This window comes from Arthrobacter hankyongi (assembly GCF_022012395.1).
Taxonomy (GTDB): domain Bacteria; phylum Actinomycetota; class Actinomycetes; order Actinomycetales; family Micrococcaceae; genus Crystallibacter; species Crystallibacter hankyongi.
Genome location: NZ_JAKLTQ010000006.1, coordinates 167,266 through 191,094 on the forward strand (window position 1 = coordinate 167,266; position 23,829 = coordinate 191,094).

Here is a 23,829-nt window from a genome sequence, read left to right on the forward strand (position 1 = left end):
GCAAAGATGGCAGGCACCAACTCATGCTCCGGCGACGACGAGGGGACGCCATGTTCCGCAATAGAAGAATGCCTGCGCTCCAGCTGGACGACAAGGCGCTGGCTGCCTACCTGGACAGCCACCTGGTGGGGTCCGCAGCGGGGCTGCGCATGTTCAACGCGGCCAAACGGACCTGGAAGGGCACCGACGCCGCGACGGTGCTAGCCGGGATCGAGCGCGAGGTAGCGGGCGAGCGGCGGGAGCTCAAGCAGCTCATGCACAGTCTGGGCTACCACCGCAGCCTGTTCAAGGCCGCGGCCGCACGGGCCGGAGCCGTGGTGGGCAAGCTGAATCCGGTCAACCCGCTGCGCTCCGGCGGGGGTGCAACCGGACAGTTGGAGCTGGAACTGCTGCAGTCTGCGCTCAAGGGCAAGGAATGCCTGTGGCGCACCCTGCTGGAGCTCGCCCCTGCCCAGCCGCAGCTGGACAGCAGCCGGCTGACCGACCTGCTGGAGCTGGTCCGCCGGCAGCAGGAGACCGTCGCCGACATCATGCGGCGCACGGCTCCGGCACGGTTCACCAAGTAGCCGGTGCGCCTGGACCAGCCCAGTATTCGGGCGGGTACGGTGGGCAAAAACGCGGACCTGCCCGGTATTGCGCGGGCAATACCGGGCAGGTTGGTGCGGGTCAGTCGGCCGCTGGTTCCTCGTACTTGGGGAAGATCGGCTGCGGGGCCGGCAGGACGGTGCCGGGCACCAGGGCCGTGCCGATCGCGGCAAAGTCCCGGGCCTCGCCCTCCGGTTGGCCAAGCACCTCCAACAGGCGCGACGCGGACGTGGGCATGACCGGCTGGACCAGGATCGAGACGATCCGCAGCACCTCCAGGGTCACGTAGAGCACCGTGTTCATGCGTTCGACGTCGGTCTTGCGCAGCACCCACGGCGCCTGGTCCGCGAAGTAGGCGTTGGTATCCCCCAGCACACTCCAGATCGCCTCGAGCGAACCGTGGAAGTCCTGCACCTCGTAGGCCGCGCGGGACTTCTCCAGCAGCCGCTCGGTCCTGGCCAGCAGTTCGTGGTCCTCGGGGGCCAGTGTCGCCGGCTGCGGGACCTGGCCGGCGCAGTTCTTGGCCACCATGGACAATGAACGCTGGGCCAGATTGCCTAGGTTGTTGGCCAGGTCCGCATTCATCCGGCCCACAATGGCCTCATGGCTGTACGAGCCGTCCGCGCCGAACGGTACCTCGCGCAGCAGGAAGAAGCGCATCTGGTCCAGCCCGTACTGCTGCACCCAGTCCGCCGGGGCGATCACGTTGCCCAGGGACTTGGACATCTTGACGCCCTGGTTGTACAGGTGGCCGTGGATCATCACCCGCTTGGGCAGCGGCAGTCCCGCGCTCATCAGGAACGCCGGCCAGTAGACGGCATGGAACCGCGAGATGTCCTTGCCGATCACGTGCACATCGGCGGGCCACCATTTGCGGTACGAATCGGTGCCGGTGTCCGGGAATCCCACCCCGGTCAGGTAGTTGGTCAGGGCGTCCACCCAGACGTACATCACATGCTTGGGGCTGCCCGGCACCGGCACGCCCCAGTCGAAGGTCGTGCGGCTGATGGACAGGTCCGCCAGGCCGCCCTTGACGAAGCTGATCACCTCGTTGAACCGGGTCCGCGGGGCGGCGAAGTCGGGCTGGTCCTCGTAGAGCTTCAGCAGCTTGTCCTGGTAGGCCGACAGCCGGAAGAAGTAGGACTCCTCCTCGGTCCAGGTGACCTCGGTATCGGTCTCGATCGAGTAGCGCTTGCCGTCCTCCCGGACCACCGTCTCGTCTTCGCCGTAGTAGGCCTCGTCGCGGACCGAGTACCAGCCCTCGTACTTGTCCAGGTAGATGTCCCCGGCTTCTTCCATCCGCTTCCAGATCGCCTGCGCGGCCGCATAGTGGTCGGCTTCAGTGGTGCGGATGAAGCGGTCGTAGCTGATGCCCAGCTTGTCCTGCGTGGCCTGGAAGAAATCCGAGTTGCGCTTGGCCAGCGCCAGCGGTGTAATGCCTTCCTTCTGTGCGGTGTGCAGCATCTTCTGGCCGTGTTCGTCGGTTCCGGTCAGGAAGAACACGTCATGCCCGTCCAGCCGCTTGAACCGGGCCATGGCATCGGTGGCGATGAACTCATAGGCATGGCCGATGTGCGGGACACCGTTGGGGTAGGAAATAGCCGTGGTGATGTAGAACGGGGGCTTCGGAGCTGTTGGGGTCACCCTATAGAAATTACCGCTTCGGCTCCGGCCTTGTCGAAACTGCCGCGGCCCGCCGGCGGCGGCACGATTGGGACTTTATTGACCGGCCGCTCCAGCCGCCGGCCGCGCACCTACCGGAAAACCCCGCCGTGGATGACCGGAACCGGGCCGAAAAAGTCCGATTCCTGCACGGACTGGCCTGGATCCGATGTTAAAAGCCCGGCGACGGCGGCAGGTGCCGCCGTCGCCGGCGTTCGCAGCCTGCCCCGCACGCTTCGCGCACGGGGAACCCTGGCTGCTCTCTTAGGCTCCGCGGATACCGCGGGGTTAGTTCATGTAGGTGCGGCTGTCCGCGACGTCGATCAGTTCCTGGTCGTGGGTGGCCACCAACACGGTGATCCCGTCCCGGGTGGTGTCCTTGAGGATCCCGATGATCTGGTTTGCGTGCTCGCGGTCCAGGCTGGCCGTCGGCTCGTCCACCACGAGTACCTTGGTGCCCAGGATCAGCGCCCGGGCGATAGCCACGCGCTGGCGTTCACCGCCGGAGAGCTGGGCAGGGCGGTGGTGCATGCGCCGTCCCAGACCCACCAGGCCGAGCAGGTTCTTGGCCATTTCGGTCCGCTCCGCCACCTGGCCATCGGGCACCGCCGGCAGCAGCACGTTCTCGAGGGCACTCATACCGTCGATCAGCGCCCCGCCCTGGTCCACGTAGCCGATCAGGGCGCGGCGGCGGTCCGAGATCTCGTCGTCGTCCATCGCGTCCAGCGACTGGCCTTCCCAGAGCACCTCGCCGGCTGTGGGCATGGTCAGCCCGGCGGCTACGGTCAGGATGCTGGTCTTGCCCGAACCGCTGCGGCCGGCCAGGCAGTGCATGGTGCCTGCCTCGAGCCCGAGGTTGAAGTCCTCCACGATGGTCAGCGGGTCCGCTCCCCCGCCCTCGTAGCGGATGGTGACACCACGCAGTTCCAGCGGCATCTGGTGGTCCGTGGGACGGACGATCGTGTTCGACCGGGTCTGGACTTCCTCTTCGGCGGTTGCCGCCGGGCCGGAGGTCACATTGTTTGTCGGGTCCTCATTCATTTCCGCGTCCTTGTCGTCACGATAAACCAGATAAGTAGGGCCAGGATGGCGGCCAGCGCCGCGCGCAGGACGGCGTGCGGGGCAATGACCAGGGTGATCGCCACCGAGCCGAGGATCGCCAGCGGCAGGGCGAGCACCGCAAGGATTCCTGCCTCCCAGCGGCGCAGCTGCAGCAGCAGCGCCGGGCCCCAGCCCATGGCCGAGAGCGTCGCCCACTGGGCTCGTTTGCGCGGCAGGTCGAAGCGGCCGGTAATCAGCGTCAGCATCAGCGAGGCCAGCACGCCCAGCAGCGCCAAGGCCAGGTTGAGCCCGCTGAGCTGGTTGACGGCGAGCACGCTCAGGGCCGAGCTGCCGACGGCGCGGGGCAGGTCCACGAGCACCGCCACCAAGGCACCGGCGGCGGCACCGAGGACACCCACCGAGACGGCGACGGCGGCCGCGTTGAACCGGTTGGTCAGCAGCTGGCGGGCCGCATACTGCTTGGCGTTGTCCACCATCGGCGATTTGTCGCCGGCCACCGGGGCCGGCTCCTGCCGCGGATGCGGCTTCAGCAGCGCGGCCGAAGTGAACGACGCCGCCAGGTAGATCACCAAGGCCGCGGCAGCCACCACGGCAGTCACCCAGCTGCGGCTCAGCGCCACCACCACGGCCGCCACGGCCAGGATGGCCGCACCGCCGACCAGCAGCTCGTTCAGGAACCAGGATCTGATCTTGCGCCGGGTCCAGCCCATGGCCCGCAGGGTCACGGCTTCCGTCCGGCGGTTCCGGGTAAATGTGATCGTGCTGGCCGCGGTGACCAGCGCCGCGCCGCCCACGGTCAGCGCCAGCAGCGCCACGCTGGAGGAGCTCAGCGCATTCTGCACCCCGGTAGCGGAGCCCTGGCGCACCCAGGACTGAGCGACCGTGCCCAGGTCCGAAACGGTGCCCAGGTTGTCCTTGCGGTATTCGGGCACATTGATGGTCACGTCTTCGCGGGCCGAACCGGCCACGATTTCGGTATGCAGGCCCAGCGCCGCGATGTCCGCAGCCACGGCCGCGATTTCTTCCCGGGTGCTCTGCCAGCTGCCTGCGGCGTTCACCCGCACGCGGACGGCGTCGATGACGGCATCGTCGGTGGAGGTGCCGCGCACGGCGGCCAGTCCGGTGTAGTCCGTGATGGCACCGGCGGACTGGGTGGCCAGCCCGGCACCGCTCAGGCCCGGGCTCAAGGTGGTCGGGTCCACGTCCTTGCCCTGGGCGTCCTTGGTCAGCGTCAGCGGGGTCGGATCATAGCCGCCCAGCGGCAGGTAGTTGATGTCGCCGGCCGCAGCGCGGACGCTGTCGGCGTCGAAGGTACCGAATACGAACGGCAGCGGGGTCGAGGCGTCGGTGCCGGCCTTGAGGCTCTGGCGGTAGGACTGCTCCTCCACCGGTTCGCGCTGCGTCTTATCCGCCTCGGTCTGCCAGGACAGGGTCTTCTCCGGCAGCTGGTTCACCTGGACCCAGCCCTGCGGAATGACCGTCTGGTCCGTGGCACCATTGGCCTCGGCCTTGCCCGCGGTGTATTCGGGGCTGGACACGAAGTTGGTGGACCACTTGGCCGGCTGGTACAGGCCGGAAGCGACCTGGATGCCGCCGGAGCCCAGCAGGTAGTTGTAGTCCTTACCGCCGGGCCAGCGCAGCTCGAACGGCTTGCTGCTGGCGAACGGCAGGTACTCGTCGCCCAGGTTCTTGCTCACCGAGCCGACCTTGGCGATGGTGTTGCCCGCGTCGTCGATCTCCTCGATGGTGACCGTGTACTTCAGGTTCACTTCGGTCCCCGCGCGGACGACCATCGGAATGACCTGCGAATCCTTCGTGAGGCTGCCGGCTTCCTTGGCGGACTGGTACTGGAACAGGAACGGGCTCCAGTACTTGAACGGCAGGCCTTCGTACTCGATACCGGACTTCACGTCCTCGGCGGAGAAACCCTGGCTCATCCGGTTCATGAACCGCCCCCCGACCTCCTCGGCGTTGCGTCCGGACGCGTCCGGTGCCTTGGCCAGCGGTGCCAGGAAGGAGCCGGCATCACCAAGCAGAGCCTGCTCGGCGATCGGATCGACGGCGACGACGGTCTCGGAGATTTGCGGAAGCACGGGCAGGGCGATGGTGGCGTCGAAGTTCCCGTGGAAGGTGCCGCCGGCGGGGTCCGGGAACTTGATCCCGGTTTCGCCTTCGGGAGCCACGGTCCGCACGCTGGTGCCGCCGGCGACCTTCTCGGTCACCACCTTGGCCTGGCCCAGGGTGCCCTGGGCGCTGTTCTCGAACAGCACGGTGTTGTTCTTGCCATCGGAGGACTCGGCCTTGGCAGTGATCCGGTAGCGCTTCGGCTCGGCGCTGAGTACGGAGTCCGGCGCCGGCCACTGGGCCTTGGGCGCGGCGTCGGAGATCCCCTGCTGGGAGATGAACGCTTCAGTGTTCGGGTTGTAGCCGACGTAGTCCGTGGCCTTCAGCTGCGGAACCTGGGCGTCCTGGATGACCTTGGAGACCAGCGAAATTGGGGCCGCGACGGCCACCCCCGAGACCCCGCGGACCTTGTTCAGCTCCGCGGCGGTAATGCCGCCGGTGCCGGTCAGGACGTCCGGCTGCCGCAGGGTGCCCCCGGCGTCCTCGGTGTCCTTGGGCAGGACCAGGATGTCGTAGATGCCGCGGGCGTTCTTGTCCACCACATCGTTAATGGCCACCTGGGCCCGCTCCTGGATAAACACTGACAGGACCATCGAGGCGATCAGCACCACCACTGTCACTACCAGCGAACGGCTCCGTAGGAATCGTGCCGCGGGGTTCATCGCCTGTCCTCACAAATCTCGTTACTCGTCGTCAAATCGTCTCTGCGCATCAAATAGAACAAATCCTTGGCACCGGCCCGGAACAAACGAAGGCCCGATGCCCCAACAGCGTTGAGTCAACGGGCTTTCGTCCAATTATGGCAGGTTTAACCCGAGGCTTAGTCCGCCAAGTCCACGACCCGGGCCACGGTGGCCCCGACGGTCTCGCGGACCTGCTCCATGACCTCCTGCGGGACGGAGCTGTCCACGGTCAGCAGGGCCAGGGCCTGCTTGCTGTCCTCGTTGCGGGAGACCTGCATGCCGGCGATGTTGATCCCGGCCTCGCCGAGCAGCCGGCCGAGGTCGCCGATCACGCCGGGACGGTCGTCGTAGGTGAAGACCACCAGGTGCTCGCTGATCGGGATTTCCACCTCGTAGCCGTTCACGCCCACGATCTTGTGGATCTGCTTCGGACCGGTCAAGGTGCCCGCGACCGAAATCTGCGCGCCGTCGGACAGCGCGCCGCGGATGGTGAGCACGTTACGGTACTCTTCCGACTCCGGAGTGGTGATCAGGCGGGTGTTGATGCCCCGCTGCTCGGCCAGGACCGGCGCGTTGACATAGGACACCTGCTCGGAGACGACGTCCTTGAACACGCCCTTGAGCGCGGCAAGCTCGAGTGCCTTCACGTCCAGCGCGGCAATCTCGCCGGCCACCTCGATGTCGATCTGGGTCACCGAGGTGTGGGTCAGCGCGGTGAAGATCCGGCCCAGCTTCTCGATCAGCGGGATGCCCGGGCGGACCTCCGGGTCGATGACGCCGCCGGCCACATTGACGGCATCCGGGACCAGCTCGCCGGCCAGCGCCAGGCGAACCGACTTGGCCACCGAGATGCCGGCCTTCTCCTGGGCCTCGTCGGTGGACGCACCCAGGTGCGGGGTCACCACGACGTTGTCGAAGCCGAAGATCGGCAGGTCGGTGCTCGGCTCCTTAACGAAGACGTCGATGGCGGCGCCGGCGATCTTGCCTTCCTTCAGCGCGCTGTAGAGGGCGTCTTCGTCGATCAGGCCGCCGCGGGCGACGTTGACGACGTAGGCGGTGTCCTTCATCTTGTCGAACGCCTCGTTGCCGATCATGCCCACGGTTTCCGGAGTCTTGGGCATGTGGATGGTGATGAAGTCCGACTGCTCCAGCAGCTCGTCCAGGCTCACCAGCTTGACGTTCAACTGGGCGGCGCGGGCGCTGGTGACGTACGGGTCGTAGGCCAGGATCTGGGTCTCGAAGGCCTGCAGGCGGGCGGCGATCAGGGCGCCGATGCGGCCGAGGCCGATGATGCCGACCTTCTTCTCGTACAGTTCGGTCCCGGTGTACTTCGAGCGCTTCCATTCGCCGTTCTTCAGCGCGGAGTTGGCGGCGGGGATGTTGCGGGCCAGGCTCAGGATGTGGCCCACGGTCAGTTCCGCGGCCGAGACGATGTTCGAGGTCGGCGCGTTGACAACCATGACGCCGGCCTGGGTGGCTGCCTTGATGTCGACGTTGTCCAGGCCGACGCCGGCGCGGGCGATGACCTTGAGCCTCTTGGCGGCGGCGATGGCCTCCGCGTCGACCTTGGTGGCGGAACGCACCAGGATGGCGTCCACGTCCGCGATCGCAGAAAGCAGCTGGGACCGGTCCGCTCCATCCGTCTGGCGGATCTCAAAGTCGGGACCGAGGGCGTCGATGGTGGCAGGTGACAGTTCCTCGGCAAGAAGAACTACTGGTTTTTCCACAGGGATGTTCCTTCTGCGATGCAATCGGGGATGCACTTAGTCTAGAACGGCAAACGGCCGGACTCACACTGTTACCTTACGGTCACATTGTGAATCCGGCCATATTGCCTGACCTCCACGCCGGCCCGGCGGCCTTTTGGCCGGCCACCGGGCGGGCTGTGGCGGGCTAGCGGGCGACGGAACCTTCGGTGTAGTCGTCGTCGGACTTGGCCCAGGAGAACAGCTTGCGCAGTTCGCGGCCGGTGGCCTCGATCGGATGTGCCTCGCCCTTGGCGCGCAGCGACTTGAACTCCGGAGCTCCGGCATCCTGGTCGTCGATGAAGCGCTTGGCGAAGGAGCCGTTCTGGATGTCGGCGAGAACGGCCTTCATGTTCTCCTTGACCTCCGGGGTGATCACGCGCGGGCCGGAGACGTAGTCGCCGTACTCTGCGGTGTCGGAAACGGACCAGCGCTGCTTGGCGATGCCGCCCTCCCACATCAGGTCGACGATGAGCTTGAGCTCGTGCAACACCTCGAAGTAGGCGATCTCCGGCTTGTAACCGGCCTCGGTCAGCACCTCGAAGCCGTACTGCACCAGCTGGGAGGTGCCGCCGCAGAGCACGGCCTGCTCACCGAAGAGGTCGGTCTCGGTCTCTTCGGTGAAGGTGGTTTCGATGACGCCGGCGCGGGTGCCGCCGATGGCCTTGGCGTAGGACAGCGCCAGTTCCTTGGCCTTGCCGGTGAAGTTCTGCTCGACGGCGATCAGGTCCGGAATACCGCGGCCGGCCTCGAATTCGCGGCGCACGGTGTGCCCCGGGGCCTTCGGCGCGACCAGGGCGACGTCGACGTCGGCCGGCGGCTGGATGTAGCCGAAGCGGATGTTGAAGCCGTGGCCGAAGAACAGCGCGTCACCGCTCTGGAGGTTCGGTGCGATTTCCTCGGCGTAGACGAAGCGCTGGACCTGGTCCGGGGTGAGGATCATGATCAGGTCGGCTTCGGCAGTGGCCTCGGCAACGGAGAGGACACGCAGGCCCTCGGCCTCGGCCTTGGCCTTCGACTTGGAGCCTTCGGCCAGTCCGACGCGGACGTCGACGCCGGAGTCGCGCAGGCTCAGGGCGTGGGCGTGGCCCTGGCTGCCGTAACCGATAACGGCGACCTTGCGGCCCTGGATGATCGACAGGTCGGCGTCGTCGTCGTAGTAGAGCTTAGTCACTTTGGGTTTCTCCTGTTGGGTTGTTCTCTGGGGATCGGGGCGGGCATCAGGCCGAGCGCAGGGCCCGGTCGCTCATGGACCGGGAACCGCGGCCGACGGCCAGCGTGCCGGACTGGACAATCTCGCGGATGCCAAACGGCTCCAACACTGACAGCAGCGCAGTGAGCTTTTCGGCGGTGCCGGTGGCCTCGATGACCAGCGAGTCGGTAGACACGTCGACCACTGAGGCGCGGAACAGATCTGCTGCCTGGGTTACCTGCAGCCGTGTTGCGGCATCCGCACGAACCTTGACCAGGATGTGGTCGCGTTGCACGGAGGATTCGGGAACCAGCTCGACAATCTTGATGACGTTGATGAGCTTGTTCAGCTGTTTGGTGACCTGCTCGAGCAGGTCACCTTCGGCGTCGACCACCACGGTGATCCGGGAATATCCCGGAGCCTCCGTGGGGCCTACAGCCAAAGAATTGATGTTGAATGCCCGGCGGGCAAACAAGCTGGCCACGCGGGTGAGCACGCCGGGGACGTCCTCCACCAATACGGACAGTGTATGTCTGGACATTCCTAGTCCTCCTCTTCCCAGGCCGGGGTCATGCCCCGGGCGATCTGGATGTCGTCGTTGCTCACGCCGGAGGGCACCATCGGCCACACCATCGAATTGGGGCTGACCACGAAGTCGATGACTACGGGGCGGTCATTGATCTCCAGGGCCTTCTGGATCGTCGCATCGATATCCTCAGCGCGTTCGCAGCGCAGGCCGACACAGCCGTAGGCATCGGCCAGCTTGACGAAGTCGGGGATGCGGACGGTTTCGTGGCCGGTGTGCAGGTCGGTGTTGGAGTAGCGGCCGTCGTAAAACAGCGTCTGCCACTGGCGCACCATGCCCAGCGAGGAATTGTTGATCACCGCCACCTTGATCGGGATCTTGTTCAGCGCGCAGGTGGCCAGTTCCTGGTTGGTCATCTGGAAGCAGCCGTCGCCGTCGATGGACCAGACCACGCGGTCCGGGTTGCCGACCTTGGCACCCATCGCCGCAGGCACGGAGTAGCCCATGGTGCCCAGCCCGCCCGAATTCAGCCAGGCATGCGGCCGCTCGTACTTGATGAACTGGGCGCTCCACATCTGGTGCTGGCCGACGCCGGCGACGTAGACGCCCTCGGGTCCGGTCAGCTCGCCGATCCGCTGGATGACCCGCTGCGGGGCCATCAGCCCGTCCTCGGGCTCGGTGAAGCCCAGCGGGTAGGTCTGGCGCAGCTTGTCCAGCATGGTCCACCATTCGGCCTGCGCCGGCGCACCTTCCGCGGCGAACAGCTCGCGGCAGGCCTCGGTCAGTTCCGGGATGATCTCCTTGACCGAGCCGACGATCGGCACATCGGCTGTGCGGTTCTTGGAAATCTCCGCCGGGTCGATGTCGGCGTGGATAACCTTGGCCTCCGGGGCAAAGGTGCTGAGCACGCCCGTGACGCGGTCGTCGAAGCGCGCCCCCAGGGTGATCAGCAGGTCCGCCTGCTGCAGCGCCGTCACGGCCGAGACCGAGCCGTGCATGCCCGGCATACCCACGTGCTGCGGGTGCGAGTCGGGGAAGACGCCGCGGGCCATCAGCGTGGTGGCCACCGGCGCGCCAACCAGTTCGACCAGCTCGCACAGCTCAGCGGCGGCATGCCCCTTGACCACGCCGCCACCCACATAGAACACCGGGCGCTTGGCCGCAGCGATCAGCTTGGCGGCTTCGCGGACCTGCTTGGCGTGGCCGCGGACCACCGTGCGGTAGCCGGCAATGTCGATCTTCGGCGGCCAGGAGAACGTGGTGGTGGCCTGCTGGGCGTCCTTGGTGATGTCCACCAGCACCGGGCCGGGGCGGCCCGTGGTGGCGATGTAGAAGGCCTCGGCCAGCACGCGCGGAATATCCGCGGCCTTGGTGACCAGGTATGAATGCTTGGTAATCGGCATGGTGATGCCGACGATGTCCGCCTCCTGGAAGGCGTCGGAACCGATGACGGCGCTGCTCACCTGTCCGGTGATGGCAACCATGGGCACGGAGTCCATGTGGGCATCGGCGATGGGGGTCACGAGGTTGGTGGCGCCGGGGCCGGAGGTGGCGATGCAGACGCCTGCCTTGCCGGTGACCATGGCGTAACCCTGGGCTGCGTGGCCTGCTCCCTGTTCATGGCGTACCAGGATGTGGTTGATCCGGGTCGAATCCATGAGCGGGTCGTAGGTGGGGAGGATGGCCCCGCCCGGCAACCCGAAGACGTCGGTGACGCCCAGTTCTTCCAGTGAACGGACAACGGCTTGTGAGCCGGTCATTTCTGTGGGCGGCACGATGTTGTTGGGTCCCTGTACGGGATTGACCGCGTCCACGATGGAAGAGACAGAGGCAGCTACATCTTTGGTCCTGACAGCGTCGCCGGACTTGGCCGGCGCCTTGTTGGCCATCAGCGAGGGGCTGATTGGCGATCCCTTAGTCATCGGGCTCTTCCTTTACGGATCTTCTGTTGTTGGTTGATGTGCTGGCCGCTTCCCGGTCCGGGTAGACGGCTCTGGCTCTTCTGCAAATAAAAAAACCCCGCCGAGCCGGCTGGCTCCGATGGGGTTCCGCGCGTGACGTAGATGGTCCAGCCGGGCCTAGGCCACGCGCTCGATAACGACTACGACGGTTTCGATCTGCATGTCATTCAGTCTAGGCGCTCCGCCGACGCCACTGTCAAACGCACCCCAGCCAATCTCATTATATGGACACCATGTCCGCTTTTTGGACTCCCGGCAGGGCATGGAGCGGTGCCTGCCGGAGGCGGCAGGGCTCAAGAGGCTGATGCCGGGAACCCGGACGGCGCGGCGCCCTACCCCGCGCCGTCCGGGCAGGCATCATCAAGGATAGGAGCGAGGGGCCCCGACGGCGGACGCGCAGCGTCCGCCGTCGGGCAAGCCCCTATCCGCAGTAGGCGCCGGTGGAGGCGGAGTTGACCAGCTTGGCGTATTTGGCCAGCACCCCGGAGGTGAACTTGGCCGGCAGCGGCTTCCAGTCGACCTTGCGGGCCTCGAGCTCCGCCGGGTCGACCAGCAGGTCGAAGCTGCGGGCGGCGATGTCCACGCGGATCCTGTCGCCGTCGTTGACGAAGGCAATCGGCCCGCCGTCGACAGCCTCGGGGGCCACGTGGCCGATGCACAGCCCGGTGGTGCCGCCGGAGAAGCGGCCGTCGGTCAGCAGCAGCACGTCCTTGCCCAGGCCGGCGCCCTTGATGGCGCCGGTAATGGCCAGCATCTCGCGCATGCCCGGACCGCCCTTGGGGCCCTCGTAGCGGATGACGACGACGTCACCGGGCTTGATCTCGCCATTGTCCAGGGCGTCCAGGGCACCCTGCTCGCGCTCGAAGACACGGGCGGTGCCCTCGAACACATCGGCGTCAAAGCCCGCGCTCTTGACTACGGCGCCTTCGGGCGCGAGAGAGCCGTGCAGGATCGTGATGCCGCCGGTCTTGTGGATCGGATTGTCCAGGGCGCGCAGCACCTTGCCGTCCGGGTCCGGCGGGTTGATGGCGGCCAGGTTCTCGGCCACGGTCTTGCCGGTCACGGTCAGGCAGTCCCCGTGCAGCAGGCCGGCGTCGAGCAGGGCCTTCATGATGACCGGCACGCCGCCGATCTTGTCGACGTCGAACATCACGTAGCGGCCGAATGGCTTCAAGTCGCCCAGATGCGGGATCTTGTCACCGATGCGGTTGAAGTCGTCCAGGGTCAGCTCCACCCCGGCCTCGCGGGCGATGGCCAGCAGGTGGAGGACGGCATTGGTGGAACCGCCGAACGCCATGGTGACGGCGATGGCGTTCTCGAAGGCCGGCTTGGTCATGATGTCGCGGGCACGGATGCCCTTCCGCAGCAGGTTCACCACGGCCTCGCCGGACTTGTGGGCGAACATGTCGCGGCGGCGGTCGGCCGAGGGCGGTGCGGCGGAGCCGGGCAGCGACATGCCCAGGGCCTCGCCGATGCAAGCCATGGTGTTGGCGGTGTACATACCGCCACACGCGCCTTCGCCCGGACAGATGGCCCGTTCGATCGAATCGAGGTCCTTGAGGCTCATCTTCCCGGCGGCGCAGGCACCCACGGCCTCGAACGCATCGATGAGCGTGACTTCCTTCTCCGAGCCGTCCTCGAGCTTGGCGAAGCCGGGCATGATCGAGCCGGCGTAGAGGAAGACCGAAGAGAGGTTGAGGCGGGCGGCCGCCATCAGCATGCCGGGCAGGGACTTGTCACAGCCGGCCAGCAGCACGGAACCGTCCAGGCGCTCGGCCTGCATAACGGTTTCCACGGAGTCGGCGATGACCTCGCGGGACACCAGCGAGAAGTGCATGCCCTCGTGGCCCATGGAAATGCCGTCGGATACGGAAATGGTGCCGAACTGCATCGGGAAGCCGCCGCCGGCGAAGACGCCTTCCTTGGCGCCCTGGGCCAGCCGGTTCAGGGACAGGTTGCAGGGGGTGATTTCGTTCCAGGAACTGGCGACACCGATCTGCGGCTTGGCGAAATCGTCGTCGCCCATTCCCACTGCTCGAAACATTCCGCGGGCAGGCGCGGCGTGGATGCCATCGGTGACAACACGGCTGCGCGGCTTGATATCAGGAGTTGCGTCGGGGCTCATAGCTCCTGATTCTATGACCACCCCGCGGCATGCCGGGCCATGTTACAGTTTTCCGGCTCTGACGGCACCGGTCCGGCGCGGCAAATGCGCCGGGATTGAAGTTCGTATTTGTAGCCGAAATAATTGCGCAGTGAATACTGCAGTCCCGCCCACCGCTTCCGCGGCCGCCCTGTGACATGGCAGGCAGCGAACAGCTCAAGGAAGCCCTCAGCGGCATCTTCGATGCCCAGATCCCCAACCACGGGGATTACAACCTGGTCTTCGCCAGCGCCCGCCTGGGCCTGGGCACCGCCCTCGGCCGCTGGCCGCGCGGCTATGTGCTCGGCTACCGGTGGAAGCCCCACGAACTGATACTTGCTCCGGTCAACGTGGCCGAACTGTCCGCCGGCAGCACACCGGTCACCATCAACATGACCAATCTGTCCCATGCCGTCCGGCTGGCGGAGAAACACCCCGCGGACTACGACTACGAAGTAGGCAACAGCACCGGACGGATCTTCCGCTTCGGCGTGGCGCCTGCAGGAATCCTGCCCGCCGGCACCATCGAACAGGCCGACGACGCCGAAGACTTCCACAATTTCATGGCCTCGCTGATCAGCCTGGCCTGAGGCGGATAATCCGTGCCTCAGCCGAACGATCCGGTCTGGACAAGATTAGCCGGCCGCTCCCCCTGCGCCAAAAGACCCAACTGGCTGCGCAGCAGCTTCACGACCCGCGGATAGAACGCCGTCGTATTGCCTCCCACATGCGGGGAAATGATGACGTCCTCGCTCTGCCACAGCGGGTGGCCGTCCGGCAGCGGCTCGGGGTCGAAGACGTCGAGCGCCGCCTTCAGCCGGCCGGCAAGCACCTCGGCGGTCAGCGCCGCAGAGTCCACCACCCCGCCCCGCGCCACGTTCACCAGCAGCGCGCCGTCGGGCATGGCCTCAAGCACCCGGTTGTTGACCAGATGGTGGGTGGAATCGTTGAGCGGGGTGACCACGATCATCACATCGCACCGGGCGGCCAGCGCCTCCAGCTCCTGGCTGCCGTGGACATGACCGTCTGCGTCATCCCGCGCGGTGTGCCCCACCCGGACGAGTTCGATCTCGAACGGCGCCAGCCGGCGGGCGATTTCCCGGCCGATGCCGCCGACACCGACCAGCAGCACGCGGCTGTCCGCCAGCGACCGGCGGCGCACGGAGTTCCAGACGCCGTTGGCCTGGTCCCGGACCATCTGGTCGATGCCGCGCAGCGAGGCCAGGACCAGGCCGACGGCGAGTTCGGCAGTGGCCGCGGCGTGGACGCCGGCGGCGCTGGCGATGGCTACCTCCGGACCCACCAGCTCGGCGATCCCGTCGTAACCGGTGGTCTGGGTCTGCACCAGCTTGAGCCGGGGCAGGGTACCGAGCACCTGCCAGCCGCTGCCCGGCAGGTAGGGCAGGATGACGGCGTCGATATCCTGGGCGCGCACGCCCTCCGGGTCCCCGCGGAGGTCCCACAATCCGGCGGTAATTCCTTGGGGTAGCGGCGCCACGGCTTCGAGCAGCGCAGGGTCCGGGAAGGTAATGGTGGTGATCGCCTGAGCCATGTGGTGAAGACTAGCGGATGTGCCGGACCCACGCGCGCCGGCTGCGCCGCCGTGCGGGGACCCGAACCGGCCCATCCTTGATCTGCCGGACCCACGCGCGCCGGCTGCGCCGCCGTGCGGGTCCCGAACCGGCTGCCTGTAGACAGTCCACCTCCATCGCCGTAACCTACGCTTCAGACGGCGGGGGTAGTTTCTCCGGGAAGGCAGCGCCATGGGCTCATTCATCTGGACATTGATCATTGCCGCCGGGGCAGCGCTGATCTGGAGACTGTCTCACCGCCCCGGCCACATGGCCGGCACCGGTTACACCGGAACGGCCGCGGGCCCGGCCCAGCCTTCGGTCTCGAGCGGCGGAAGACCGGCAGGCGCCACCATGATGGAAGCCGCGGCACGGACAGACGGCGCCGAGGCCGCGGAGCCGGAACCAATCGATGGCTGGACCCAGAGCGCAGCGGACACCGCGGCGTCGGAACCACCGGTGGAAGACCAGTACATCGAGGACGTCGCGGTGGCCCCGCACGCAACCCCGATCGACCCGGGCTCCGAACCGTCACCGTGGCGGATCCAGCCAACTGCCGCCATTCGCCCAACTGCCGCCGGGCCGGACGTAGCACCCACGCAGACGCACGCCAGGCCGGCAGAAGGAAGCCCGCCCACAGCAGAACCGGACGACGCAGGCGCCCCGGCCGCACCCGGCGCGCTGCCGCAGGACATCCTGTTCGATGCCTCCGAGTGGGCCGGTGACGACGGCGAGCGCTTGGCCGAACCTGGTTCCGGCGAAGGCAGACCGGCAGGCCCATGAGCAGCGGGGGGCCGAAGCGCCGCTCTGCCGCGGGACCTGTTCCGGCGGCCGTGCTGGCGTTGGTCCTGGCTGCTTGCACCGCACCGGCGGGTACCCAGACCGGGACCACCACCGCAAGCACCGGGACCACCACCGCAAGCACCGGGGCTACCAGCGCAGGCACGACCGCCCAGTCCATCACCACGGTGGCGTCGGGGTTGGAATCGCCGTGGTCGATCGCCGTCCTGCCCGATGGCGGCGCGCTGGTCTCGGAGAACGACTCGGGCCTGGTCAAGCACATCGCCGACGGCAAGACGGTGGCTGCGGTGCCGGTCGAGCCGAAACCCGACCCGACCGGCGAGGGCGGGCTGCTGGGGCTGGCGCTGAGCCCGGACTTCGCCAAGGACCGGCGGGTCTACGTCTATCTGACTGCCGCCCAGGACAACCGGGTGCTCAGCTACCGCTGGCAGGACGAAAAGCTCTCCGAGGCGCGCGTTGTCCTCGCCGGCATTCCGAAGGCACGCGTGCACAACGGCGGACGGCTGAAGTTCGGCCCGGATGGCTACCTGTACATCGGCACCGGGGACGCGATGCAGCCGAACTCCGCGCAGGACCGCAGCTCGCTGGCCGGGAAGATCCTCCGCGTAACCAGGGACGGGACTCCGGCCCCGGGCAATCCCTTCGGCAACAGCCCTGTCTACAGCTACGGGCATCGCAATGTCCAAGGCCTGGCGTGGGATTCGAGCGGCCAACTATGGGCCAGCGAGTTCGGACCGGACCGCGACGACGAACTCAACCGGATCAGGGCCGGAGGCAACTACGGGTGGCCGGTAGTCACCGGCGCTCCCGGCGACCGGAGGTTCATCGACGCCGTCTATGTCTGGCCGTCGACGGCGGAGGCCTCCCCCAGCGGATTGGCCATCGTTGACGACACCGCTTGGTTGGCGGCACTGCGCGGGCAGCGGCTCTGGAGGGTGAAGCTGGGCCGGGCCATCGAGAGCCGGGACGTGCGTGACTATCTGGTCTACGAGTATGGCCGGCTTCGCGATGTCACAGAGGCACCCGACGGATCACTGTGGATCCTGACGAACGGCACCAGCGGGGACCGGATGCTGTCCCTGCGGGCGGGGTAGCATCCGGGGCCAGCGCCCGCGGCCGGTGCGCCGCCGCGTGCCGGTTCCCGGCCGACATCGTCTCCGGACGGCCCACGCCCTGGCCGATTTCACTTTCATTCCGGATTCGTGTAATGTTTCATGTCGTTGCGAGGGAAAACGCAAGGAAAATTCCATGCGGAAAACCCCGTCGGCAATGCTGCACCTCTAGCTCAACTGGCAGAGCAATTGACTCTTAATCAATGGGTTCCGGGTTCGAGTCCCGGGGGGTGCACCACCGGTAACCGACGTCGGGCAGACACTATGACTGGCCAACGGCGGTTACCTTTTTGCCCGCAAGGGCAGGTGTCCGGGGACGGCCGCCGCAGGCGGATTGTCCACGGGTTGGCGCAACACTGCACCTCTAGCTCAACTGGCAGAGCAATTGACTCTTAATCAATGGGTTCCGGGTTCGAGTCCCGGGGGGTGCACTTCATGAAAGCCGTCGGATCAGGCCTAGCGCCCGGTCCGGCGGCTTTCTTTTTTATGCCTGTGGGCGGTCGCTTGACCGGGAGCCGGGTGGATAACAAAGTGGTAGCTACGGCGGAGTGTCCGGACCATCCTCGTGAATAGGCGGGGGCACCAAGTGCACGACAATCAGGACCAGCGCACCGAAGGCCCGCCCGGTCCGGCCACGCTGGAGAACTACCGGTTCATGGAAAAGATCAGCCAATTGGACCGCACGCGGATCCCGGAGCGGGTGGAAGCCACGCGCTGAAGCCCAAGCACCCAAAGGACCCGAAGGCCCTTTGGGTGCAGCGTCCGCGGCGGTGCCGGGTTAGTCCCAATGCCGTTCGGTTAGGGTGTCGGGCTTGATGTCAAACCGGCGCGGTTCCTGAAAATGAGAGCGCAGCCCCTGTAGAAGTAGTTCAGTCCGCCAAGACAGATCTGCTTCACGACAGGGGCTGCGATGTCTCATTCTGCCACCACTCACGTTCCAGGCGTATTCGCTCCGGGCCATCTGGGCGAGCTGACCCGGGTTGTACCGTTCGAGATGGTCGATGCGGCACTCGCGGCCGGGAGAGGAACGCAGCAGCGGGTACGACTCCTTCCATCGCGGGTGGTCGTGTACCTCCTCCTGGCCGGCGCCTTGTTCACCGGCCAGGGATGGCGGCAGGTCTGGTCGCGTCTGACCGCGGGACTGACCGGGCCGCTGACGCGACCCTCACCGGCAGCGATCACCGAAGCGATGCGCCGGGTCGGCCCGGCCCCGCTGCGCGAGCTGTTCGCTCTCCTCAAAGGCCCGGCCGTCACCGGCGCCGGCCAGGCGACACGCTGTGCCGGCCGCCTCGTGGTCGCCATCGACGGCACCCAGATCCCCGCGGCCGACACCTCGGCGAACCGGGCGAGGTTCCCCAAGCCGCGTGGTGGCCCGAACGGGGAAGCCGGCTACCCGTTCATCCGGCTGGTCGCGATCGTCACGTGCGGCACCCGGTCGATCATCGAGGCCGTGTTCGGCGCCGATACCATCGGCGAGCTCACCTACGCCCGCCAACTCGTTTCCTCTCTGCGCGCGGGAATGCTGCTGTTGGGGGACCGGAACTTCGCCACCTACCGGTTCTTCCGCGACGTGACCAATTCAGAAGCGGATTTCCTGATCCGCGGCAAGCACGGCACGGGAGCGATGAAACTCCCCGCCCTCAAACGGCTTCCTGACGGCTCGTATCTCTCGGCCGCTGCAGGCACCACGGTGCGGGTGATCGACGCGGCCATCACCGTCACCACCGAGGCCGGAACCCGCACCGGTGACTACCGGCTGATCACCACCATCCTGGATCCCGGGGAGGCTCCCGCGCAGGAACTCGTGAGGCTGTACCACGAGCGCTGGGAGATCGAGACCTCCTACTGCGAGTTGAAATCCACGATCCTGGGCGGCCGGGTCCTCCGCGGCAGGCATCCGGCCGCCGTCACCCAGGAAGTATGGGCGCTGCTGGCCTGCTATCAGGTACTGCGTACCGCAATGAGCGATGCGGTCCTGGCCAGGCCCGGGACCGATCCTGACCGGCTCTCGTTCACCGTCGCGCTCCACACCGCCCGCGACCAGATCGTCCAGGCCGCAGGAATCATCACCGGCACCACAGTAGACCTGGTCGGACGGATCGGGGCGGCGCTTCTGCACGACCTGATGCCCGCCCGGCGCACACGAACCAGGCCCCGCGTGATCAAGCGGGCGATCTCGAAGTACCGGGCCAAAAGCCCCGACGCTGACCGGCGCACCTACCCCGCGACACTCACCACGAAAATCTTGACAACAATCCCCGACGGCTAACCGAACGGCATTGGGGTTAGTCCTGGCCGGGCCAGACGGGCGACGGGCCGGCCAAGCTCCAGCGGCTGCTCCCCTGCCGCCGGATGATCCCGCGCAGCAGTTCTTTGAGTTCTTCGGTGGTCTGCTCGGTATCCCCGGCCAGCGTGCGCTCAATCTCGCGCGCACGGGCGAGTGCCGTGCGGCCCAGATCCGAAATCGACACCCGGTGCGCCCGGCGGTCCGTCTGGCTCCGGGCACGGAGAATGTGCCCGTGGGCCTCTAGTCTCGACAGCGTTTTGCCCATGGTTTGGGCCTGGACCCGGGCACGGGCAGCCAACACCGTCTGTGCCATCGGACCGTCCGCCTCGAGCACCTCCAGTGCGATAACACCGGCATGGGTGAGCCCCAGATCAGCAAGTTTCTCATTCCACGCATGTTCCACCAGGCGCGCGGCTGTGGAAAGCAGACGCGGCGTTGGCCAATTGTTCAAATCGGGCACGCTGCAATTATAGTCTGCCCGGCGCGGAAAGGTCCCCGCTGCCTGGCTTGGCTAAGCTGGGGGGACTTCCGATACGACGACCTTCCAACACGACTCAGGAGCAAACCCATGGCCGAACGACTGTCCGGGGGCGACGCCGCACCGGATTTCACCCTGCCCGATTCCGAGGGCCGGGAAGTCTCGCTGGGAGACTTCCGCGGCCGCAAGGTGGTGGTGTACTTCTACCCGGCGGCCTCCACGCCGGGCTGCACCAAGGAAGCCTGCGATTTCCGGGACAACATTGCCTCGCTGCAAGGCGCCGGCTACGACGTCGTCGGAATCTCCCCCGACCCGCTGCCGAAGCTGGTGAAGTTCGCAGAGAAGGAGTCCTTGAACTTTCCGCTGCTCTCGGACGCCGACCATGCCGTGGCGGAAGCCTACGGCGCCTGGGGCGAGAAGAAGAACTACGGCAAGACCTACGAGGGCCTGATCCGCTCGACATTTGTGGTCGATCCGGACGGCAAGCTCGCCTTGGCCCAGTACAACGTCCGCGCCACCGGCCATGTGGCCAAGCTGCGGCGGGACCTTGGCCTGGACACATAACCGGAGCGTCAGACCACTTGGCGGGCCTCGTGGAGGTAGGCGACCAGGGCCCGCAATTCGTCCGCGGGCCACGGCATCGTCCGGCTGATCGTCTCGCTCTGGTCCTGCCACACCTGCTGCGCCGTGGCCTTGACGGCATCGTCGCCGCCGTTGAACCGGGTGGCCAGTGCGTCCCAACGGGCCACCAGTTCCTGTACCCCGGGATCCGCGGCCGGCGTCTGCTGCCGCACATGCTGCAACAGTTCCTGGACCAGGCCGGCCCAGCTCGCCTTGGCGGCCTCGACGGCGTCGGGGCCCAGGCCCGCGGCGCGGGCGGCGAGCTGGCTGCGCTGTTCGGGAGTGAAGTAGCCGTCAAACATTGAAATCATCTCCAGGGTTGAGAGGAACTGTCCGGCATCGGGCACGGTCCGGCTGCGGATCCGGCCGAGCAACTGCTCGATCCGGTCCTGCAGCTGGCGGAGGCGTTCGGCATGTGCCGCCAGGCGCTCCAGCTGGGTGGCGAGCAGGTCTTCGAGGCTGTCCAGGCCCTCCACCGGCGCAGTCAGCACGGCGGCAGTCTCTGCCAGCGACAGCCCGAGGGCCTGCAGGCTCCGGATCCGGTACAGCCGCCGCACATCTGCTTCGGTGTAGCGGCGGTGGCCGGCGGCGGTACGCTCGCCAGCCACCAGCAGGCCGATCGCGTCATAGTGGTGCAGAGTACGCACCGTGATGCCTGTGGCCCGCGCCAGTTCACCGATGCTCCAGCGCCGCGTCCCGTTCCGATTTCCATCCACGCCGCCATGCTAGAACCTGACGCCACGGCAGGATCAAGCGCCCGCCGCTGCCACTATGGGTACAATTGTCAGGTGCCGGCCCGCGGGCCCTGCACGCTACTGCGCGAGTGGCGAAATTGGCAGACGCGCTGGATTTAGGTTCCAGTGTCTTCGGACGTGCGGGTTCAAGTCCCGCCTTGCGCACCACGACCTCCCGGGCGCCGCCCGGCGCGGGGCACTGGGTCCACGGACCCGGTACCGCCCTGCCGGCGTCAGCGGGAACGGTGCCGCTGGCGGGCCATATGCAACATGGCGGCAAAAGCGCCAATAAAGGCCAGTTCGAACACAGCCAGGGCAACCATCCAGCCCCACAGCCCGTCACCCACGGCAAGGACCATGCCGAGCGCCACGAAGAGGGTGCCCAGCACGAAGACGAACACGGCAAATCCGACCGCTACAGCCTCGCTGCGCACGCCGGTACGGAACCCGAAGCCTTCCGGGACGTGGTTTCCATGGGACGCTGTCATCACACCTCCATTCTCCCGCATTTTCCCGTATCCGGACCAGTTGTGGGCAGCAGTGGTGCCGGTCCGTTCATGGCTCCATGGTGCAGCGTCGGGCTGCACCGCCCGCGGGCCGCCCGATACCGTGCACCCGCCTCCCCGTTCACAGCCTCCCCACACGCTCCGCGCGCGGGGACCCCTGCTGCTCACTTAGCTCGCTGCGCTCGCGGCGGGTCCCTCGGCGGATACCGTGCATCCGCCTCCCGCCCACTCGCTGCGCTCGCGGCGGGTCCCTCGGCGGATACACTTGTTTGAATCCAAGTTGCCGGCCCGAGGAGACCACACTTGAGCACCAACCCCGCGCGCCGCACGGTCCTTAAGGCCGGTGCCGCGGCCGCGGCGGTCCTGCTGACCGGTTGTACCTCTGCCCCGTCATCGTCTGCCTCCTCCGGAACGCCGGCCACCCCGTCGTCGTCGGCACCGGCCAAGCTGAGCTTCACGATGGGGACGGCGGCCAACCCTGCCGGCCTGGATCCGGCTTTGGTGGCGGACACCGAATCCTTCCGGATAACCCGCCAGATCCTGGAGACGCTCATCGGCGTGGACCCGAACACGGGCGTGCCGGCTCCAGCCCTGGCCACCAAATGGGAGGAGCTAAACAACGGACGCTCATACCGGTTCACGCTCCGCCCTGGCATCACCTTCCACGACGGCACCGCGTTCGACGCCGAGGCCGTGCGGGCGAATTTCCAACGCTGGTACAAGCTGCCCCGGAAAATCCGGCCGGCCGAGGGCCGACTGCCGTTCGAGGCGGTCTTTGGAGCCTACGCGGACAGTCCGGCGGAATCGATGTACGTGGGCTGCAAAGTCCTCGGGCCGCTGGAGGTCCAGCTGGACCTGAGCCGTCCCTTCACCGGGCTGGTCGCCGCCTTGTCCTCCCCTGCCTTCGCGATCTCCTCGCCCACGGCCTTGGACAAGGGCAAAGCGGATGAACCAAGCCAGGAACGCGGCGGCGTCAAGCTCTCGGACTATGCACAGCATCCGGTGGGTACCGGCCCGTTCAAGCTGGCCAGCTGGAAGGACGGCACGGTGGTGCTCTCGGCCTTCGGCGGATACTGGGGTGCGGCCAGCCAGGTTTCCAGAGTGACCTTCAGCGCACTGCCGCATCCGGCGACCAGGACCAGGGAACTGCTGGCCGGCGAGCTCGACGGCTACGACCTGGTCACCCCCGGAACCTACGCCGACCTGGCGCGCAACGGCATGCAGGTGTTGCAACGGGATCCCTTCTCCGTGCTCTATCTGGGCATGAACCAGGCCTCCGGGCCGCTGGCCGACATCCGGATGCGCCAGGCCATTGCCCACGCCGTCGACCGGCGGGCCCTGATCGACGGGTTCTTCCTCAAGGGCACCAACGAGGCCCGGCAGTTCATTCCGCCCAGCCTCGGGGTCAACAACGAGGAAATCACCTATTACGAGTACGATCCGGAACAATCCCGGGCCTTGCTGAAGGCGGCCGGCTACGACGGCGAGCCGCTGACCTTCCACTATCCGCTCAACGTCACCCGCGCCTACCTGCCTACGCCGGAAAAAGTGTACGCCGTGCTCAGCCGGCAACTGACCGCCGTCGGACTGAACATCAAGCCGATGCCGCTGGCCTGGGACGAGGGCTACCTGGAACGGGTGCAGAGCACTGCCAAGCATGCGCTGCACCTGTCCGGCCTGAGCGGCAGCTACCGGGATCCGGACAACTTCGTGGGCACGCTATTCGGCGCCCCCAGCGCCGAGTTCGGCTTCAACAGCGCCGTGGTCTTCAACCGGATTGCCCAAGCCAGGGCCTTGCCAAACGGCCCCGAGCGCACCCAGGCCTACCTGGACATCAACGATCTGCTGGCCAGGCGGCTGCCCGCGCTGCCGCTGGCCTTCCCGATCTCCGCGCTGGCAATGGGGCCGCAGGTGGCGTCCTACCCCGCCAACTCGATGCTGGACGAGGTCTTCAACCTTGTCCGGCTGCAGACCGGCTGACGGACAGGAGCCGAACGCTACCACGGCCCGTCCCGGGCGGGCTGTGTACCGGGTCA

At 66.9% G+C, this 23,829-nt stretch carries 20 protein-coding genes and 3 tRNA genes; 11 read left to right on the forward strand and 12 right to left on the reverse strand.

All coding sequences use genetic code 11. The features are described from left to right. The first annotated feature begins 68 nt into the window (after positions 1-68). The gene (locus LVY72_RS10700; RefSeq protein ID WP_237820618.1) at positions 69-566 is read left to right on the forward strand and encodes a hypothetical protein; all 498 of its coding nucleotides are present in this window, start codon (positions 69-71) and stop codon (positions 564-566) included. Between the two features lie 100 nt (positions 567-666). Here the strand turns inward: LVY72_RS10700 and metG are convergent, their stop codons facing one another. The 8 genes from metG to ilvD all read right to left on the reverse strand — a co-directional run bounded on the left by metG (position 667) and on the right by ilvD (position 13,665). After that, complete coding sequence (gene metG / locus LVY72_RS10705) at positions 667-2,229, reverse strand: methionine--tRNA ligase (RefSeq protein ID WP_237820620.1); 1,563 nt, start codon at positions 2,227-2,229, stop codon at positions 667-669. A gap of 306 nt (positions 2,230-2,535) precedes the next feature. Then, on the reverse strand, positions 2,536-3,288 hold the full coding sequence (locus tag LVY72_RS10710; RefSeq protein WP_237820622.1) for an ABC transporter ATP-binding protein: 753 nt from the start codon (positions 3,286-3,288) through the stop codon (positions 2,536-2,538). Further along, positions 3,285-6,053: an ABC transporter permease gene (locus tag LVY72_RS10715; protein WP_308190755.1), complete on the reverse strand. Its 2,769-nt coding sequence runs from the start codon at positions 6,051-6,053 to the stop codon at positions 3,285-3,287. The genes LVY72_RS10710 and LVY72_RS10715 overlap by 4 nt, the downstream gene beginning before the upstream one ends. A 200-nt stretch (positions 6,054-6,253) precedes the next feature. Further along, positions 6,254-7,843, reverse strand: a complete 1,590-nt coding sequence (serA, locus tag LVY72_RS10720; protein ID WP_237820626.1) for a phosphoglycerate dehydrogenase — start codon at positions 7,841-7,843, stop codon at positions 6,254-6,256. Positions 7,844-8,009: 166 nt separating this feature from the next. After that, on the reverse strand, positions 8,010-9,035 hold the full coding sequence (ilvC, locus tag LVY72_RS10725) for a ketol-acid reductoisomerase (RefSeq protein WP_237820628.1): 1,026 nt from the start codon (positions 9,033-9,035) through the stop codon (positions 8,010-8,012). Between the two features lie 46 nt (positions 9,036-9,081). Then, on the reverse strand, positions 9,082-9,594 hold the full coding sequence (gene ilvN / locus LVY72_RS10730) for an acetolactate synthase small subunit (RefSeq protein ID WP_237820630.1): 513 nt from the start codon (positions 9,592-9,594) through the stop codon (positions 9,082-9,084). 2 nt (positions 9,595-9,596) lie between these two features. Continuing rightward, complete coding sequence (locus LVY72_RS10735; protein WP_237820632.1) at positions 9,597-11,501, reverse strand: acetolactate synthase large subunit; 1,905 nt, start codon at positions 11,499-11,501, stop codon at positions 9,597-9,599. Positions 11,502-11,961: 460 nt separating this feature from the next. Beyond that, positions 11,962-13,665: a dihydroxy-acid dehydratase gene (ilvD, locus tag LVY72_RS10740; RefSeq protein ID WP_237820634.1), complete on the reverse strand. Its 1,704-nt coding sequence runs from the start codon at positions 13,663-13,665 to the stop codon at positions 11,962-11,964. 176 nt (positions 13,666-13,841) lie between these two features. Between ilvD and LVY72_RS10745 the strand changes: the two genes are divergently transcribed. Then, positions 13,842-14,273 (forward strand): hypothetical protein, encoded by a 432-nt coding sequence (locus LVY72_RS10745; RefSeq protein ID WP_237820636.1) that lies wholly within the window; start codon positions 13,842-13,844, stop codon positions 14,271-14,273. Positions 14,274-14,290: 17 nt separating this feature from the next. Here the strand turns inward: LVY72_RS10745 and LVY72_RS10750 are convergent, their stop codons facing one another. After that, positions 14,291-15,235, reverse strand: coding sequence for a 2-hydroxyacid dehydrogenase (locus LVY72_RS10750; RefSeq protein WP_237820638.1), 945 nt, complete (start codon positions 15,233-15,235; stop codon positions 14,291-14,293). 211 nt (positions 15,236-15,446) lie between these two features. Between LVY72_RS10750 and LVY72_RS10755 the strand changes: the two genes are divergently transcribed. The 6 genes from LVY72_RS10755 (at position 15,447) to LVY72_RS10780 (ending at position 19,436) form a co-directional block, all read left to right on the forward strand. After that, positions 15,447-16,037 carry a hypothetical protein gene (locus tag LVY72_RS10755; protein ID WP_237820640.1) on the forward strand — a complete coding sequence of 197 codons (591 nt, stop codon included), beginning with the start codon at positions 15,447-15,449 and terminating at the stop codon, positions 16,035-16,037. Further along, positions 16,034-17,149 (forward strand): PQQ-dependent sugar dehydrogenase, encoded by a 1,116-nt coding sequence (locus LVY72_RS10760; protein WP_237820642.1) that lies wholly within the window; start codon positions 16,034-16,036, stop codon positions 17,147-17,149. The genes LVY72_RS10755 and LVY72_RS10760 overlap by 4 nt, the downstream gene beginning before the upstream one ends. Positions 17,150-17,329: 180 nt before the next feature. After that, positions 17,330-17,405, forward strand: a tRNA-Lys gene (locus LVY72_RS10765). Positions 17,406-17,525: 120 nt separating this feature from the next. After that, positions 17,526-17,598 (forward strand) — tRNA-Lys (locus LVY72_RS10770). A gap of 134 nt (positions 17,599-17,732) precedes the next feature. Then, entirely contained in the window at positions 17,733-17,885 is a 153-nt protein-coding gene (locus LVY72_RS10775) for a catalase (RefSeq protein WP_308190756.1), read from the forward strand. Between the two features lie 192 nt (positions 17,886-18,077). Continuing rightward, on the forward strand, positions 18,078-19,436 hold the full coding sequence (locus LVY72_RS10780; RefSeq protein WP_237820644.1) for an IS4 family transposase: 1,359 nt from the start codon (positions 18,078-18,080) through the stop codon (positions 19,434-19,436). A 16-nt stretch (positions 19,437-19,452) separates the two neighbouring features. Here LVY72_RS10780 and LVY72_RS10785 read toward each other — a convergent pair whose 3' ends face one another. After that, positions 19,453-19,914, reverse strand: coding sequence for a MarR family winged helix-turn-helix transcriptional regulator (locus LVY72_RS10785; RefSeq protein ID WP_237820646.1), 462 nt, complete (start codon positions 19,912-19,914; stop codon positions 19,453-19,455). Between the two features lie 108 nt (positions 19,915-20,022). Here LVY72_RS10785 and bcp point away from each other — a divergent pair, with 108 nt between their 5' ends. After that, positions 20,023-20,496 (forward strand): thioredoxin-dependent thiol peroxidase, encoded by a 474-nt coding sequence (gene bcp, locus LVY72_RS10790; protein WP_237820648.1) that lies wholly within the window; start codon positions 20,023-20,025, stop codon positions 20,494-20,496. Positions 20,497-20,504: 8 nt separating this feature from the next. On the opposite strand, the gene LVY72_RS10795 is transcribed toward bcp, so the two are convergent. Beyond that, positions 20,505-21,269 (reverse strand): MerR family transcriptional regulator, encoded by a 765-nt coding sequence (locus tag LVY72_RS10795; RefSeq protein ID WP_237820650.1) that lies wholly within the window; start codon positions 21,267-21,269, stop codon positions 20,505-20,507. Between the two features lie 101 nt (positions 21,270-21,370). Here LVY72_RS10795 and LVY72_RS10800 point away from each other — a divergent pair. Continuing rightward, positions 21,371-21,455: transfer RNA gene (locus LVY72_RS10800), tRNA-Leu, on the forward strand. Positions 21,456-21,520: 65 nt separating this feature from the next. Here LVY72_RS10800 and LVY72_RS10805 read toward each other — a convergent pair. Continuing rightward, complete coding sequence (locus LVY72_RS10805; protein ID WP_237820652.1) at positions 21,521-21,775, reverse strand: hypothetical protein; 255 nt, start codon at positions 21,773-21,775, stop codon at positions 21,521-21,523. Between the two features lie 321 nt (positions 21,776-22,096). Between LVY72_RS10805 and LVY72_RS10810 the strand changes: the two genes are divergently transcribed. After that, positions 22,097-23,773: an ABC transporter substrate-binding protein gene (locus LVY72_RS10810; RefSeq protein WP_237820654.1), complete on the forward strand. Its 1,677-nt coding sequence runs from the start codon at positions 22,097-22,099 to the stop codon at positions 23,771-23,773. The last annotated feature ends 56 nt before the right edge of the window (positions 23,774-23,829 follow it).